This is a genomic window from Nocardia sp. CA-120079, assembly GCF_050955745.1.
Lineage (GTDB): Bacteria > Actinomycetota > Actinomycetes > Mycobacteriales > Mycobacteriaceae > Nocardia.
The window spans coordinates 125,169-139,567 of record NZ_CP192088.1; the positions used below are offsets into that span (position 1 = coordinate 125,169).

The 14,399-nt window shown below is 66.0% G+C and carries 13 protein-coding genes and 1 tRNA gene; 8 read left to right on the plus strand and 6 right to left on the minus strand.

The features are described 5' to 3' along the window. Positions 1–74 precede the first annotated feature (74 nt). Both ACQPYR_RS00615 and ACQPYR_RS00620 read left to right on the plus strand, forming a co-directional pair. Positions 75–1,937 carry a putative bifunctional diguanylate cyclase/phosphodiesterase gene (locus ACQPYR_RS00615; RefSeq protein WP_433626293.1) on the plus strand — a complete coding sequence of 621 codons (1,863 nt, stop codon included), beginning with the start codon at positions 75–77 and terminating at the stop codon, positions 1,935–1,937. A 135-nt stretch (positions 1,938–2,072) separates the two neighbouring features. Beyond that, a complete protein-coding gene (locus ACQPYR_RS00620; protein ID WP_433626295.1) occupies positions 2,073–3,506 on the plus strand; it encodes an MFS transporter in 1,434 nt (477 codons plus the stop codon). Positions 3,507–3,543: 37 nt separating this feature from the next. On the opposite strand, the gene ACQPYR_RS00625 is transcribed toward ACQPYR_RS00620, so the two are convergent. Beyond that, a complete protein-coding gene (locus tag ACQPYR_RS00625; protein WP_433626298.1) occupies positions 3,544–4,188 on the minus strand; it encodes a TetR/AcrR family transcriptional regulator in 645 nt (214 codons plus the stop codon). A 109-nt stretch (positions 4,189–4,297) separates the two neighbouring features. Between ACQPYR_RS00625 and ACQPYR_RS00630 the strand changes: the two genes are divergently transcribed. Both ACQPYR_RS00630 and ACQPYR_RS00635 read left to right on the plus strand, forming a co-directional pair. Next, entirely contained in the window at positions 4,298–5,551 is a 1,254-nt protein-coding gene (locus tag ACQPYR_RS00630; protein WP_433626300.1) for an oxygenase MpaB family protein, read from the plus strand. 205 nt (positions 5,552–5,756) lie between these two features. Next, positions 5,757–6,713, plus strand: coding sequence for a DMT family transporter (locus ACQPYR_RS00635; RefSeq protein ID WP_433626302.1), 957 nt, complete (start codon positions 5,757–5,759; stop codon positions 6,711–6,713). Between the two features lie 136 nt (positions 6,714–6,849). Here the strand turns inward: ACQPYR_RS00635 and ACQPYR_RS00640 are convergent, their stop codons facing one another. The 3 genes from ACQPYR_RS00640 to ACQPYR_RS00650 form a co-directional block, all read right to left on the minus strand. Then, the gene (locus tag ACQPYR_RS00640; RefSeq protein ID WP_433626305.1) at positions 6,850–7,200 is read right to left on the minus strand and encodes a hypothetical protein; all 351 of its coding nucleotides are present in this window, start codon (positions 7,198–7,200) and stop codon (positions 6,850–6,852) included. Positions 7,201–7,374: 174 nt separating this feature from the next. Next, positions 7,375–8,913, minus strand: coding sequence for a Rieske 2Fe-2S domain-containing protein (locus ACQPYR_RS00645; protein ID WP_433626307.1), 1,539 nt, complete (start codon positions 8,911–8,913; stop codon positions 7,375–7,377). Positions 8,914–8,956: 43 nt separating this feature from the next. After that, positions 8,957–9,793 (minus strand): hypothetical protein, encoded by an 837-nt coding sequence (locus tag ACQPYR_RS00650; protein ID WP_433626310.1) that lies wholly within the window; start codon positions 9,791–9,793, stop codon positions 8,957–8,959. A 181-nt stretch (positions 9,794–9,974) separates the two neighbouring features. On the opposite strand from ACQPYR_RS00650, the gene ACQPYR_RS00655 reads away from it, so the two are divergent. Together ACQPYR_RS00655 and ACQPYR_RS00660 are read left to right on the plus strand one after the other, a co-directional pair. After that, the gene (locus ACQPYR_RS00655) at positions 9,975–10,727 is read left to right on the plus strand and encodes a lysophospholipid acyltransferase family protein (RefSeq protein ID WP_433626313.1); all 753 of its coding nucleotides are present in this window, start codon (positions 9,975–9,977) and stop codon (positions 10,725–10,727) included. 7 nt (positions 10,728–10,734) lie between these two features. Next, positions 10,735–11,487, plus strand: a complete 753-nt coding sequence (locus ACQPYR_RS00660; protein ID WP_433626316.1) for a lysophospholipid acyltransferase family protein — start codon at positions 10,735–10,737, stop codon at positions 11,485–11,487. Here the strand turns inward: ACQPYR_RS00660 and ACQPYR_RS00665 are convergent. Next, positions 11,481–12,266 carry a helix-turn-helix domain-containing protein gene (locus ACQPYR_RS00665; protein ID WP_433635425.1) on the minus strand — a complete coding sequence of 262 codons (786 nt, stop codon included), beginning with the start codon at positions 12,264–12,266 and terminating at the stop codon, positions 11,481–11,483. The genes ACQPYR_RS00660 and ACQPYR_RS00665 overlap by 7 nt on opposite strands. Before the next feature lie 102 nt (positions 12,267–12,368). On the opposite strand from ACQPYR_RS00665, the gene ACQPYR_RS00670 reads away from it, so the two are divergent. Together ACQPYR_RS00670 and ACQPYR_RS00675 are read left to right on the plus strand one after the other, a co-directional pair. Further along, positions 12,369–13,235 carry an NAD(P)H-binding protein gene (locus ACQPYR_RS00670; protein WP_433626319.1) on the plus strand — a complete coding sequence of 289 codons (867 nt, stop codon included), beginning with the start codon at positions 12,369–12,371 and terminating at the stop codon, positions 13,233–13,235. Between the two features lie 99 nt (positions 13,236–13,334). After that, positions 13,335–13,410, plus strand: a tRNA-Gly gene (locus ACQPYR_RS00675). A gap of 475 nt (positions 13,411–13,885) precedes the next feature. Here the strand turns inward: ACQPYR_RS00675 and ACQPYR_RS00680 are convergent. Continuing rightward, positions 13,886–14,392: a hypothetical protein gene (locus tag ACQPYR_RS00680; RefSeq protein ID WP_433626322.1), complete on the minus strand. Its 507-nt coding sequence runs from the start codon at positions 14,390–14,392 to the stop codon at positions 13,886–13,888. Positions 14,393–14,399: the final 7 nt, after the last annotated feature.

Sequence of the window (14,399 nt, forward strand, 5' to 3'; positions counted from 1 at the left end):
TAGCTAGGGGTTCGCCATGCCGGATTCACAGGATGTGGCAACTGTCGGTAATTTCTATGTCTAGGCTATTCCCCGTGCGAGGAATCGGGTCTCGCGGCGATACCCGAACCCGGGTGCGGGCCGCGTCTGCGTTGGCGACGGCAATGGTCATGTCCCGGACCACCGGTGCCTTCTACGTCATGGGGGGCGCGCTCGGCCTGCTGATCACGGGAATCGCCCCGGGCAGCGAAGGCAATCGAGCACTGGTGGGTACCGCCGCCGCGGTGGCGCTGCTGCTCGGACTCAGCCTGCTCGGCTGGGGTCCGCGGTTGCCGCACGGGATTCACCATGGTTATGTCGCGATTGCGACGGTATTGGTGACAATCGCGGTATACGCGTTCCCGAATACCGTCGGCGCGATCAGTCTCGCCTCCTTCTATGTATTCGTGGCCTGTGATGCCGCATTGTTCTTCGCATGGCCGCAGGCGTTCGCGCACATAGCGTTCGCTATGGGTTTGTGCCTGTGGGTGATGCCGACGCGGCCGGTGCACCCCACCTTGCCGTGGTGGTCCGGGTTGATTCCGGCCGGTGTGACGTTCGGCGTCGGCGTGGTGGTCGGCATCCTGACCCGAATGGCGTCCGAGGCCGATATCGATGTGCTCACCGGACTGCTCAACCGGCGCGGTTTCGACCGGGCGCTGAACGGCGCGATCGAAACCGCCACCCGCACCGGTCAGGGGCTGGCGCTGGTGCTGGTCGACCTCGACCGCTTCCAGAAGATCAACGATCACCTCGGCCATCGCGCGGGCGATGCGGTGCTGCAGCGGGTCGCCGATACCTGGTCGAAGTTGCTCGCGCCCGATCAGCGACTCGCCCGCTACGGCGGCGACGCCTTCGCGCTGCTGCTGCCGAATACGACCGAGCAGGCGGCGATTCTGCTGACCGAGCAGTTGCGGGCATCGGTGACCACCGGATGTTCGGCCGGTGTCACCTCCTGGCAGCCGGGTGAGTCGGGTTCGCTGCTGGTGAGTCGGGCCGATGTCGGTCTGTACCGGGCCAAGCAGGCGGGGCGCAACCGGACGGTGCTGGAGTCGTCGCGGCAGTTGCCGCTGGCGGTCGAGTTGCGCGAGGCGATCGACCGGGGCGCACTCGATGTGCACTACCAGCCGATCGTCAGCCTGACCGAGGGCGGCGGCAAGGCGGTCGGTGTCGAGGCGCTGCTGCGCTGGTCGTCGAGTGCGCAGCCGGATGTCACCACCGAGGGACTGATCCGGGTTGCCGAGGAATACGACCTCATCTCCGATCTGGACGAGTTGGTGCTGCGTCGGGCCTGCGCGGACGCGGCGCGCTTGCAGGAGACCTTCGCGCAACTGGATCTGACGCTGAACGTCAATGTCAGCGGTCTGGAACTGGCCGAGACCGGTTATGCGGACCGCGTAGCCAATATCCTGGCCAGCACCGGCTGGCCTGCCGATCAATTGGTGCTCGAGGTGACCGAGAGCGAGCTGGCGGCCGAATCTCAAACGGCCATCGGCAATCTGCACATCCTGCGCGAGCGTGGCGTCCGCATCGCGATCGACGACTTCGGCACCGGCTACTCCTCGCTGAGCCGCCTGGCCACTCTGCCCAGCGACATCCTCAAGGTCGACCAGTCCTTCGTCGCGGCGATCCGCTCGGACTCGCCCGCGCCGCCATTGCTCGGCGTGATCGCCGCACTGAGCAGTGCGCTGGACCTGCAGGTGATCGCCGAGGGCGTGGAGACCGAATACCAGGCCGCGGTGCTGACCGAACTCGGTTTCGCGCTGGCTCAGGGCTATCACTACAGCGATTCGCATCCGGTCTCGGAACTGATCACCGATCTGAACGAGCATCAGGGGCGAGTCGGCCCCGGGCTCAACGATCGGGAACTCGGCGATGGGGACCTGCATACCGCCAACGGATGGTTGCCGCTCGGCTGAGTGCGTCCGGAAAATCGCTTGACGTGCTCGGGGGCGGGTCGTCAGGCTGACGGTATGCGTTTGCTTATCTACGGCTATTGATTCGATAGGTCGCGGACCGGCGGGATCGATGTGCGCGCGCTTACGGTGCGAGCGGTGCTCTTCAAGGGCATCGGTGATCTCATTCCGCTGTATGCGCTGTATGCGGTGCTGTTCGCCGATCATGGTTTGAGCACCGGGCAGATCTCTTCGTTGCTGGCGATGTGGTCGGCGACCGCCTTCCTGTTCGAGGTGCCATCGGGTGCCTGGGCCGATACGGTGTCGCGGCGTGGGCTGTTGGTAACGAGCGGTGTGCTGCTGACCGCCGGTTTCACCTGCTGGACTGTGCTGCCGACTTACCTGGGTTTCGCGGCCGGCTTCGTGCTCTGGGGCACCTCGGGCGCGCTGGTGTCGGGGACGTTCGAGGCATTGCTCTATGACGAGCTCGTTGCCCGGAACGAGCAGCGGGCGTATCCGCGCATCATCGGATATGCCAGGGCGGCATCGGAAGCCGCGATCGTGATCGCGATCCTCGCCGCAACGCCGTTGTATATCTGGGGCGGCTATCCGTTGCTCGGCTGGTGCAGCGTGGCGTTCGCGGCGGTGCATACTCTGCTCGGGCTGTCGTTGCCGAGCGCGCCGAAGGCTGTATCGGCCGCGGCGGTCGAGGATCTGGATGATTCGGCTGGCTCGCCCGAGATCGTGGTTGCCCCAACTCGCGAGGTCGCGGTAAAGGAGTCGAGCGCGTCCCGGGTGGTCGCTGCCGCTGGGCAGTTGGATCGTGACAGTGCACAGGGTCCGGCGCAGCGTGGGAGCGTGGCGGCGGACGGACCCCTTCGGCGACGACCAGCGCTGGCAGCCGATTCCGGATCGCCAGGTGTCCACATCGCTGCGTCGATCTCGACGGAATCACGGCCGTTCGCTACGTATCTGAACATGCTGCGAACCGGTGTGGGGGAGGCGATTCGGGTGCGTGCCGTGCGTAATGGCGTGGCATTGGGGGCGCTGCTGTCCGGGGTTACGGCCTTCGACGAGTACTTCGCCTTGCTCGCCCAGGAGGTCGGGGTACAGACGGCGGTAGTGCCGGTGCTGGTCGGTATCACGGTTGTCGGTTCGCTGGTGGGTTCGGTGATGGCGGGGCGCACCGAGGGCATGTCGGCGCGCGCCATGGCGATCGCGGTGGCGCTGGGTGGTGTGCTGTTCGTCGGCGGCGCGGTGGTCGCCGGTCTCGCCGTCCGCTGGCCGGGTGCGGTGTATGTGCTTGCGGGCGTGGGATTTACGGCGATCGGTGTTTCCTACGGCATCGTCTACAACGCCAGTGTTGTGGCGGGCGCTCGGTTGCAGGACGCGATCGAAGGTCCGGCACGTGCGACGGTCACTTCGGTGTCCGGACTCGCCTCGGAGGTTATCGCGCTGGCGGTATTCGGTTTCGCCGCGGTCGCGACGCTGTGGCTGTCGATGTCGACAACGGTCGCGCTGCTGGGAGCATCCATGCTCGCGATAGCCCTGCTGATTCCGTCCTCGCTGCCGCGTCGGAAGTCCGATTCGTAGGTATCTCGCGTAACACCGCTGCCGACGGGCGGCACCATCACCCGCTCGTCAGTTCGATGAGATGGGTCGCGGTCAGCAGGAACTGATCGGTGGAGCGGTCGATCAGCGTGTCGCGGGATATCGCGAGGGTGCCCGCCAGCCAGCTGTTGGTGGTCTCCCATAGCCCGCCGAGCAGGTGGGTGGCGGCGAATTCTGCTTGGTCACCGGCACTTTCGACGATATCGGCACCGATCTCCTCGGCGCAGACCGCCATCATGATGCCCGCGAACGAGTGCATCACCTCGGCCCGGCGCATCAGCAGCGCCGGATTCAGCTGCGCCTCGACGGTGACGATGCGGGCCCTGCGTGGATCGTCGGCGATCAGGTCGACGGCCGCGGCGATGGCTGCTCGCGTCTTGGCGCGGATGTCGGCATCGGTCTCCATGAATGCGGTGACCACGGCCTGGCCGATTTCGTCGACGATGCGCTCGAACAAGTCGCTGAACACGGTGTCGAGGTCGCTGAAGCTCTCGTAGTAGTAGCGCTCGGAGAGTTTGGCCCGGGTGCACAGTCCGGAGACGGTGAGCTTGGCGAATCCCGAGGTCCCGATGATTTCCTGCGCGGCGTCCAGCAGTGCGGCGCGGCGGCGGGCGCGGCGCTGTTCGATCGGTATGCCGCCGTAGGACCGCGAGGTAGTAGCCATTGGGCTCCATTCTGGCATAGATTCTTGCCAGATATTCGAATTTGTGAGACGGTCTTGTCAGAATGTGCTCGGCCCGGGCGCGAACCTCTCTTGCGATGGGTGAAATGCAATGACGCATGACAACCAGCTCCTGCCCACTCCGCCGCTGTTCACGGAGTTCCCGTTCCGGTACGCGGTGCCGGTGCTGGCGCCCGGCGATCTGCGCTGCACCGCCGCGCAGCGGGATGCGTTCCGTCGGTTCACGCAGGTCGGGGATCCACTCGCGGACGATGTGGTCGCGATGTTCAAGCGGCTTCCGGTCGGCGAGGGTCGGCGGATGTTCGAGATGGCCGTGGAACGCGGTATCGATGCGGTGCCGGAGGCGCCCGCCGAGTTGACGGCATTCTTCGGTCGGGTCGAGACGGACCCGTACTGGCTGGACCGCACCAAGATCGACCGCGGTGCCCGGGTGGTGGAACGCACCAGCGTCTGGGGCGGCATCGCGATGGGCATGTTCGCGCTGATGGGGGGCTATCTGGCCGCCCGCGCGGATAAGATACTGGTCGGCACCGGCGACCTCGACGCCATGGCCCCGCGCCGCCTGGCCGAAACCACCCAGTGGTGGCTGGATGTCACGACTCCCGGTGGACTGCAACGCAATCAGGTCGGCTACAAGAGTGTGCTGCGAGTGCGGCTGATGCACGCGCTGGTTCGGGCGGGTATGAATCGACGTCCCGATTGGGATTACGAAGCCTGGGACCATCCGGTCAACCAGGTGCTCACCGTCGGCACGCTCGGGCTGTTCTCGATGGCGAATCTGGTTGGCGCACAGGCGCTCGGCCTGCGCTTCTCGGCGCAGGAGAAGGACGCCGTATTCCAGCTCTGGCGCTATGTCGGCTTCCTGCTCGGCATCGACACCGAAATCCTGCCGACCAATGAAACCGATACCTGGCGCGCATTCTGGATCCTGGCCGATACCGAATTCATTCCCGACGAGGACTCCCGCCGCTTGGCCCAGGCCCTGGTACCAGCTGCGGGTGGCCTGTTCATCGGCACCGACACCGCAGCTCAGCGTCTGATCCGCCGCGTGATCACCAGTTATATGGTCGCCTACAGCCGAATCGTCCTCGGCCCGACCAACTCCGATTTCCTCGGCCTGGAGAACAGCAAATTCTTCCAGAGCGCCGTCATGGCCACCGCCGTGGTCAACGGCGCATTGGAAGTGCCGCGCCAACTCATCCCCGGCGCCACCCGCTTCCAAGAACGACTCGGAGCCCGAATCCGCGCCCGCCTGGTTCGCGGCTCCATCGCTCGCAACGGGGGCGACCGCACCTACGCTCGTCACGACACCTACGCCGCCCGCACCACCCTGCGCGCCGGGTAACCGATGGCCTGTGCGCCAGGTGGTCGGCCTCCGGCCCGTTTCGACCGATGCCGCCGTGGCGGCACCGCGAGCTCTCGAGGGTCCGGCCATTGCGGGGCGAATTCGGGGCTGCGATCGCCAGCGAAGGGGTGTCTGATTCGGCCGTGCGGGGTCGCGGTGTGCTGTAGCGCGGTCGGGGATGTGGGGGTGGCGGTACGGTGCGGGGATGGTGGCGCGGGCGAAGGTGGGGTTGACCTTCGGGTTCTGCATCGGGGTCGGGGTGGCGGTGCAGGGCCGGATCAATGGGGCGTTGGGGGTGCGGTTGCAGGATGGGATCGCGGCTGCCTGTATCAGCTTCGGCCTCGGTCTGGTGGTGTTGCTGATTGCGTTCGCGGTCAGTCGGCGGTTGCGGGACGGGCTGGTGCGGGTGCGGCGGGCGGTGGCCGGTGGTGAGTTGCGGCCGGTGCAGTTGTTCGGTGGGCTCTGTGGAGCGTTCTTCGTTGCGTGCCAAGGACTCACCGTTGCGGCGATCGGCGTCACGGCCTTCACCGTCGCCACGGTCGGCGGTCAACTGCTGAGCAGTCTGGTGGTGGACCGGCTCGGGTTGGCGCCGAACGGCCGCACCCCGGTCACAATTTCGCGCGTCGGCGGCGCGGCGCTGGCCCTGGTCGCAGTGATCCTCGCCGCGGCGGGACGGTCTGGTGCGCCGGTCGGTTCCGCGGCGGTGCCCGAATGGCTGCGCACCGGGCCCACCGCCGCGCTGATCCTCTTGCCCGCGCTCGCCGGAATCGGACTGGCTTGGCAGCAGGCGGTCAACGGTCGCGTCGGCGCGGTCGGCGGCCCGTTCTCCGCCACCCTGGTGAACTTCGGCGTCGGCACGGCTGCCTTGTTCGCCATCGAGGCCTGCATCTTGTTCGGCACCGGCTGGCCGACCGAATTCCCCAGCGAGCCATGGCTCTATCTGGGCGGACTCATCGGCGTCGCCTTCATCGCCCTCGCCGCCGTCACCGTGCGCTGGATCGGTGTTCTGCTGCTCGGCCTGACCTCGGTAGCAGGCCAACTGCTGGCCTCGATAACCCTGGACCTCCTCACCCCAACCGGCGCCGGACTGTCACCAACCGCCGTAATCGGCTGCGCCCTGACCTTCGTCGCGGTCGTCGTCGCCACTCGTTCGCGAACCTGACCTGAGCATCCGCGCTCGAAGTTCCGGCACGGCAGTCCCTGCCTGCAGTTCCGGCTATCGAGGTGCCGATGTCCAGTGCGCCCGAACAGGGGTCACCCAGCGACGGCAACCGCAATGCCCGACATCGCCGGGAGATCTATCTCGCGGCGCTCGGATTTGTTCGATTAGCTGCTGCCGAACCAGCCTGGGGGAAGAACCAGCCCGGAGGGAAGAACCACTGGTTGCCCCAGCCGCACCCGCCCCAGCCCTTCCATGGGTTCCCGTGGAACTTCCACGGGTTGCCATGGCCGTGCCAGGGCTTGCCGGTGTCGAAGCCGAGGTCGAAGTCGAAGTCGCAATCAGTCTGTACGACACCGGGTCCAGGTGTCGGCATTGCCATGGCGGGAGCCGCCACTGCCGTCATCGGAACCGTCATCGCCGCCCCGATCAGTGCGACCTTTGCGATTAGTCGGCACGTGCCGTTGCCGCGCGCCTTGTTGGTGATCATGGTGACTTCTTCCGGCGAGCCGTCGCGCGGACCTGGCTCACCGACCGTTGAGAAGATCGTCGCTATTCCCGACGCTCCCGATTCTAGGAGCGCACAGTGGTCGCCACCAGCACATGAGCGGCTGGATTGCGTCGAATTTCAGAACCGCCGGCAGAAGGCCTCTGGGGCCAGGATTCAGACGAGCTTGCGCGAGCGCAGCTCATGCCCCTTGGAGGTTTTGCACCGGCCGGATTCCAGGTCCCACTGCCATCCGTGCAAATTGCAGGTGAGGTTATTTCCTTCGACCACGCCGAATTTCGACAGATCCGCCTTCAGGTGTGGGCAGCGGCGCTGGACTTCCCAGCCGGCCAATTCCGTCGAGGCGGAATCGTCGTGCGCCTCGGCGAACCATCCGTCCGCGTAGGCGATCCGCTCATCGGTGAGGCATTTGAAGAAGGTATACAGGAATTCGTTGTAGCCGCCGATGCGCCAGGCCTGGAATCGGGTGGACAGGAAAATGGTGTTCACCCAGTCCGGCTCCTCCTCGCGGAGCACGGTGCGCACCAGCTCCGGCGGGATCCGGAAGCCGTACCGGTACTTGCCTTCCCCCTCGACCGGCCCGCGCACCACCCGCTTGGGGAAGTCCAGCACCACGGTTTCGTCACCGATGACCAGCCCGACCGGATAGCCGATCCCGTCACAGATCAGATCGCTCTGCTTCATGATCGGCTCGAACAGTGCCTGCAGCGGTTCCAGCAGCCGTTCGTCACCAGTTGCCCACGCAGCCTTTTCGGCCGCCAGCACGGGCGCGAGGCGCTGCGCCATCAACTCGATGTATTCGGCCTTGTTGTCATAGATCAGGCCCGGCTCGAACGGATGGGTCAGCGTGAGTTCCGCACCGCGCACATCGGCGACCGAGCCCGGAATCATCAGGATCCCGCCCTCGTTGCCGTGGATCTTCATCTGTTCCAGGAACACCATCTGGTCCGGGAAGATATTGCCCTCGTCGCCGCGATCGTCATTGAGGTAGCGCAACTCGTCGTCGAGGAATACCGGCGGACCTGCCGATGGCACCACCCAGGTGGCGCCGACCTGCTCGATATAGCTGCGCGCCCGGTCCATTCCGCGCTGACGCTTCTGCTTACCGAAATTCGACTTGGTCCGCGCCGGAATGTCGTAGACCATCGGATACCAGATCGCGCCGGAGTACTGCAGCAGGTGGATATCGATATCCCCGAATGCGGCGTGCAGCACATCCATATCCACCGGACGGGCATCGTTCATGTTGAAACAGGTGGTCTCGCCGTCGGAGACGACCAGCCCGGAGTCGCCGATCGGTCCGTCGGCGGGTGCGCGCAGCGCGATGATCATGATGTCGATCTCGCCGCCGGGCCCGGCCACCCGGTGCTTCACCGAATCCTCGGTCTCGAAGAAGTTGTGGAAGCCGAGCTTCTCCAGTTCCCGCTTCAGATCCGGCACCGGGTAGTCCGGCAGCAGCACGGTCGCGTCCTTGTTGACGTGCTTCGCCAGGTGCGCCGCGTCGAAGTGGTCGCGGTGCAGATGCGAGACGTACAGGAAATCGCAATTGCCCAGCTCGTCCCAGTCCAGCTGGGTGTTGTCCGGAAACGGGAACCACGAACCGAAGTACGCGGGGTTGACCCAGGGATCGCAAAGGATCGACCCGGCCGCGGTACGGATGTGGAATCCGGCGTGTCCGACGCTGGTGATCTGCACGAGCTGTTCCTCCTGACCGGTTACCAGCCATCAAGGGTAGTGGTTAGGCAGAAACGTCGCCGATGCAGTAGCCCTCGTTGCCCGCGGTCAGGGTGAAGGTTCGGGTCTGCGTCACACCCGAGGAGTTCGTGACCGGAACCTCGACGCTGACGTAGCCCGCGCGCAGCCGCTCCGAGCGGATCTCCTGATCGGTGAATTTCGTGGTGCCGGTGAGCCTGCCCGGGTTGTTGGCCAGCGGCGGAGCTGTCGGACTTCCGGTTCCGCTCGGGTCCCAGTTCGCCGGGCTCGCCTTGCAGACCAGTGGGTAGGTTCCCTCTTTATCGGCGGGATCGAGTGGGGTGCCGACGAAGCGGGACAGATAGCGCCGCACGGTATGCCTGGCATCGGCCTCATTGGGTCCGGCGTCGGCCCCGTCCTGCGCCACCCATGGGCAGGCGATCTGGGACGAATTCTTCGTGGCTGCCACGAGTTCGTCCCGATCGAAGGCGACGGTCGTGCCCGCGTTCTGCCAGGTGACGGTGTTCTGTGTGGTGGTAGCGGGTTGTGCGAGGGCTTTGAGGATCGCCGTCTGCGCGGTGGCCATATCGGCCACATTGCCCGGAGCCAGCATCCAGCACTTGGACCGCAATTCGGCGGGTGTCGAACCAGCCAAGGCGGCCCCGAAGCGGGCCACGGCATCCGTCGCCCCGGGCAGGCCGGGGACCGCGCCGACCGGCACCGCGAACGCCTGCGCCACGGCCATAGGAGCTGTGGTCGCGATCGCGGCGGCCTGCGTGCTGGTAGTCGGCCCCGAGGTTCGCTCCGGCTCGTCGCCGGGAATGCCGGATACGGAATCACAGCCGGTGAGCAGGACGGCGCCGGTCAGAACCAGACCACCCATGATTGCCACCAGCCCTCTCCGGTCGCGGTCGCGCGGGTCCTTCCAGTCGCGTTCACGCGGTATCGGGCGGGCGCGTTCCACTTCGAGGGTCCTCTTTCATAGACGGTGAGCGACGGGTCAGACGCGCGCAGTCGCGGCGGCTCTGCCGGATGGGACAGTCAGCGACTACGCTAGCGGAATTGTGGAACCCGTCTACCGGACGATAATCGGGCTTGCCCGTACCGTCTTCTTTGTCGAAGGTTTGAAGTTCAGCGTCAAGGGCGCTGAACATATTCCGGCGCGCGGTGGCGCCGTCCTCGCGGTGAACCACACCGGCTACATGGACTTCACCTACGCGGGTCTGCCGGTGCGCACCCCCAAGCGGTACATCCGCTTCATGGCCAAGAAGGAGGTGTTCGACAACAAGATCTCCGGCCCGATCATGCGGGCGCTCAAGCACATTCCGGTCGATCGGTCCGCGGGGGCCGACTCGTACCAGGCGGCACTCGAGTACCTCCGCAAGGGCGAGTTGGTCGGCGTCTACCCGGAGGCGACCATCAGCCGCAGCTTCGAGATCAAGGCTTTCAAATCCGGTGCCGCGCGCATGGCGATCGAGGCGGACGTGCCGATCATTCCGATCGTCATCTGGGGCGCCCAGCGCGTGTGGACCAAGGGCTTCCCGAAGCGTCTGGGCCGCACCAATACCCCGATCTCCATTGCCGTCGGCGCACCGATCCAGCCCTATGAGCCCGCCGCCGAACTCACCGCCCAACTCCGCGGCACCATGCAGACCATGCTGCTGGATCTGCAGCAGGACTACGTGCACGAACCCGGCGCGTACTGGGTACCGGCACGTTTGGGCGGCAGTGCGCCTACTCTCGAAGAAGCTGATGCCATGGATGCCGCCGAAGCCGAGGAGAAGGCGGCGCGCCGGGCAGCCGAGGATTCGTTGTAGGGGAACTATGTCGCGGGAACCGGTCTATGACATTCTCACCGGTTTGGTTCGCGCGATGTTCGCGGTGCAGGGTCTGCGCATCGACATCACCGGCCAGGACCGGATCCCCCGCATCGGCGGCGCCGTACTCGCCGTGAATCACACCGCCTACCTGGACTTCATGGAGGTCGGGCTGGTCGGGCGCAAATCGCGGCGCAATGTCCGCTTCATGATGAAGGCCGAACTCGAGCACGGCATCGTCGGCTTTCTCATGAAGCACTGCAAGGCAATCGGCGTCGATCGCGCGGCCGGAGCGGCGTCGTTCCGGCACGCCCTCGAGGCGTTGCGCGGAGGCGAACTGGTCGTGGTCTATCCGGAAGCGACGATCAGCCGCAGTTTCGAGCTGAAGGAATTCAAATCCGGCGCGGCTCGTATGGCGATCGACGCGGACGTGCCGATCATTCCGATCGTCATATGGGGCGCGCACCGCATCTGGACCAAGGGTTTCCCCAAAAAGCTCGGCCGCCATCGTTTTCCGATCAATATCCGCATCGGCGATCCGATCCCGCCCGCCGAATCGACCGAGGACCTGACCGCCGAAATCCGTACGCGGATGGGCGAATTGCTCGAACAGGCGCAAACGGGCTATCCGATGCCCGAGGGTGCGCCTTGGGTTCCGGCCCGACTCGGCGGCAGTGCGCCCACCCTCGCCGAGGCCGCGGTGCTCGAGCGGGAAGAGATGGCCCGACGTCGTGCTGCGGCTCAGCGGAAGACTCACTGAGTTGGTCGGGCAGACCGGCACGAGGTCGGTGCGGGCACGTTTCCCTGGAAGAACTTGGCCGGTGGCACACCCATCAGTGCTTTGAAGTCCGCCGACATGTGGGATTGGTCGTAGTAGCCGTGGACGGCTGCGACGTCGGCCAATGAAGCCTCCGTGTTGCTCGCATCGACGAGGATCCGGCGGACGCGGCCGATCCTGGCGAAATGCTTTGGGGAGATACCGATTCCGCTGGTGAACAGGTTGCGTAGTTGGCGTTCGCTGACGGCGAGGTCGGTGGCGAGGTCGCGGACCGTTGGCGTCGCGGATATGGCGGCTACCGCATCGCGGAGAAGTTCGCGGTGGGTGCGTTGTGTCGCGTCTTCGGAGATCCGTTGTGGGAGAACCTCTTCCAGAAAAGGCAGGACCTCTTCGGCTGGCAGCATGGCGAGTTCGTTCGCCAATTCGGCGGCGACGCCGGGGACCTCGGCGAGGCGGACGACACGATCGGCGAGCTCGGCGGCGGGAACGCCGAGTAGTTGGCGGGTGGCGCCGGGGGCCAGGCGCAGGCGAGCGCAGCCAGCGGGTTTATCCGCCTTGGAGTACGAGGCGCGGGTTTGCGGGCCGAGGACCAATGCGTCGGGGCGGTCGGCAGCACGCAGCACGATCGTCGTGCCGGCATGCGGCACATGCGTGAACGGCAGGGACGCATCGGTGGCGGCGGGGAACCGTCCCAGCTCGGTGATCCACGGACGCAGCGACTCCGGCGCGGGCACCGTGGCTTCGATCAGGTCTACCTGCATGGTCACCCGACCCACTGTAAGCAGCGCACAGCCGGATACAGCGCCCGAAGCCGTGCCGAAATTTCCTATCGAACGGGGTGGCGCCGGCGGCACGCTCTCCTCATGATCGTCATCACCGGTGCCACGGGCACCATCGGCAGTGAAATTGTCCGTCAGCTGGCCGCACGCGGAGTGCGGGTCCGCGCGGTGACGCGGAATCCGGAGCGGGCGCCCGCCGGGGTCGAGGTGGTCCGGGGCGATTACCACGACCCCGACTCGATGGCCGCCGCGATGACCGGCGCGGATGCGGCCTTCCTCGTCGGCGTCCTCGGCCCCGACGACGCCGAAACCGATCGCGAACTGGTCCGCACGGCTCGCGACGCGGGCGTGCTCCGGATCGTCAAACTTTCCGCCATCGGCACCGGCGATCCGCAACTCGGCCGCGTCGGCACCTGGCATATGCCTGGCGAGCAGGCGGCTCGCGAAAGTGGTCTCGAATGGACGATCCTGCGTCCGACCAGCTTCGCCTCCAACACGTTGAGCTGGGCCGATCCCATCCGATCCGGCCGGCCCGTGCCGAATCTCACCGGTACCGGCAGCCAGGGCGTCATCGATCCACGTGACGTCGCCGCAGTCGCCGCCGAGGCTTTGCTGAGACCAGGCCACTCCGGACGCATCTACACCCTCACCGGCCCTGCGCTGCTCACCTGCGCCGACCAGGTCACCACACTGGCGACAATCCTCGGCCGCCCACTGGAGGTGGTCGATGTGCCGGAAGACGTTGCGCGCGAACACATGATCTCGTCAGGCATGTCCCCGGAATTCGCCGACGGAGCACTGGCCGGCCAAGCCTATGTCCGCGCCGGCGGCAACGCGACGCTCACCGACGACGTCCACCAAGTCCTGGGCCGCGCACCCCGCAGCTACGCCGATTGGGCCGCCGACCACGCCACCTTCTTCACCGCTCTCGCCGACCGCAGCGCTCCCTGATGCGCCAACGTCGCATGTCCGATTTTCATTTGGACGCGATGACGGACTACAGTTTTGACGCACGCCGTCGCGGCCCTCCCGGACCCCGACGAAGCGCATGCGGATGTAGCGCAGCTGGTAGCGCATCACCTTGCCAAGGTGAGGGTCGCGGGTTCGAATCCCGTCATCCGCTCCACTAAAACGCGGTCACAACCTGCTTCTCAGGGCACCTATCGGCTCTGGAGACTTCATGCTCACACCCCGCTCGCGACCCCGCCGCAACGGGTCGATCGCCTGGCAGGTTCCGTTCCACTACTACGACGAGACCAGGCGTCGGCGCTCGACTTCGGGAACGGGAACGGTTGGCACGGGTGTGCCCGTCACCAGGGCACTGTTCCGGCGTCGTCGAAGAATCCGCCGGTTGGTCCGTCGTCGGGCAGGGTCGCGAGGTGAATCGCGATCGCCGCGCCCTGTGGTGGTGTGCGGACGCCTCGGAAGCCGTTGAGGTCGGTGGCAGTGAAACCGGGACAGCAGCGAGATCTTGATGTGAAGTCTGCCGCGACTTGACGAACCAGGGTTGGCGACGGTCGTGGCCTTCCATGCCCACCCGGCCGACGCCACGCACGGGACCGACGAACATAGGTGGCGTTTGGTTCGGCGTGCGGCGGCGGTCAGCACTGTAGGTCCACATCAGTGGCATTCGCGGCGAAGGATACGTGCACGTGGTCGTAGTGATTTGCGGTCGGGCTCCCACGGTCTTCCATGGACGACCAGCCGTTGCCGTCGTTGTATCGCTGCCGCCAGATCACGTAGGTCACACCGAAACGCTGCTGATTGGCCAGCACGAATTCGGCGATCGCATCGCCGTGTGCAGAATCAGATGTCATCAAATCGACTGCCAGACCGGCGCCGTGATCGTCGCCGCCACGGCCCAAAGCACCGCCGATGTCGGTGATCCCGAACATCTTTCCGAGGAAGTTGCCCACCTGTGCCACATGCGGTCGGGTGCCGGCGAGTTCGGTCGAACACAGGACGCGTAGGTGTTTGATGTATTCCTCGGTCGGCGGTCGTAGTTGCTCGGCCGCGGCTGCCGGTGCCGGCCGTGCCGTCGACGGCGCGGCGGCAGGGGCTGCTTGGACCGCGGCATGTTGAGCGGTCGGGCTCGCCACCCACAGCACGACTGCG

Excerpts from the sequence above, each read along its gene's own strand:
- ACQPYR_RS00665 (WP_433635425.1), bottom strand. The coding sequence starts at position 12,266 with ATGCAGGTAGACCTGATCGAAGCCACGGTGCCCGCGCCGGAGTCGCTG.
- ACQPYR_RS00670 (WP_433626319.1), top strand. The coding sequence starts at position 12,369 with ATGATCGTCATCACCGGTGCCACGGGCACCATCGGCAGTGAAATTGTC.
- ACQPYR_RS00660 (WP_433626316.1), top strand. The coding sequence starts at position 10,735 with ATGTCGCGGGAACCGGTCTATGACATTCTCACCGGTTTGGTTCGCGCG.
- ACQPYR_RS00640 (WP_433626305.1), bottom strand. The coding sequence starts at position 7,200 with ATGATCACCAACAAGGCGCGCGGCAACGGCACGTGCCGACTAATCGCA.
- ACQPYR_RS00635 (WP_433626302.1), top strand. The coding sequence starts at position 5,757 with ATGGTGGCGCGGGCGAAGGTGGGGTTGACCTTCGGGTTCTGCATCGGG.
- ACQPYR_RS00625 (WP_433626298.1), bottom strand. The coding sequence starts at position 4,188 with ATGGCTACTACCTCGCGGTCCTACGGCGGCATACCGATCGAACAGCGC.
- ACQPYR_RS00630 (WP_433626300.1), top strand. The coding sequence starts at position 4,298 with ATGACGCATGACAACCAGCTCCTGCCCACTCCGCCGCTGTTCACGGAG.
- ACQPYR_RS00650 (WP_433626310.1), bottom strand. The coding sequence starts at position 9,793 with ATGGGTGGTCTGGTTCTGACCGGCGCCGTCCTGCTCACCGGCTGTGAT.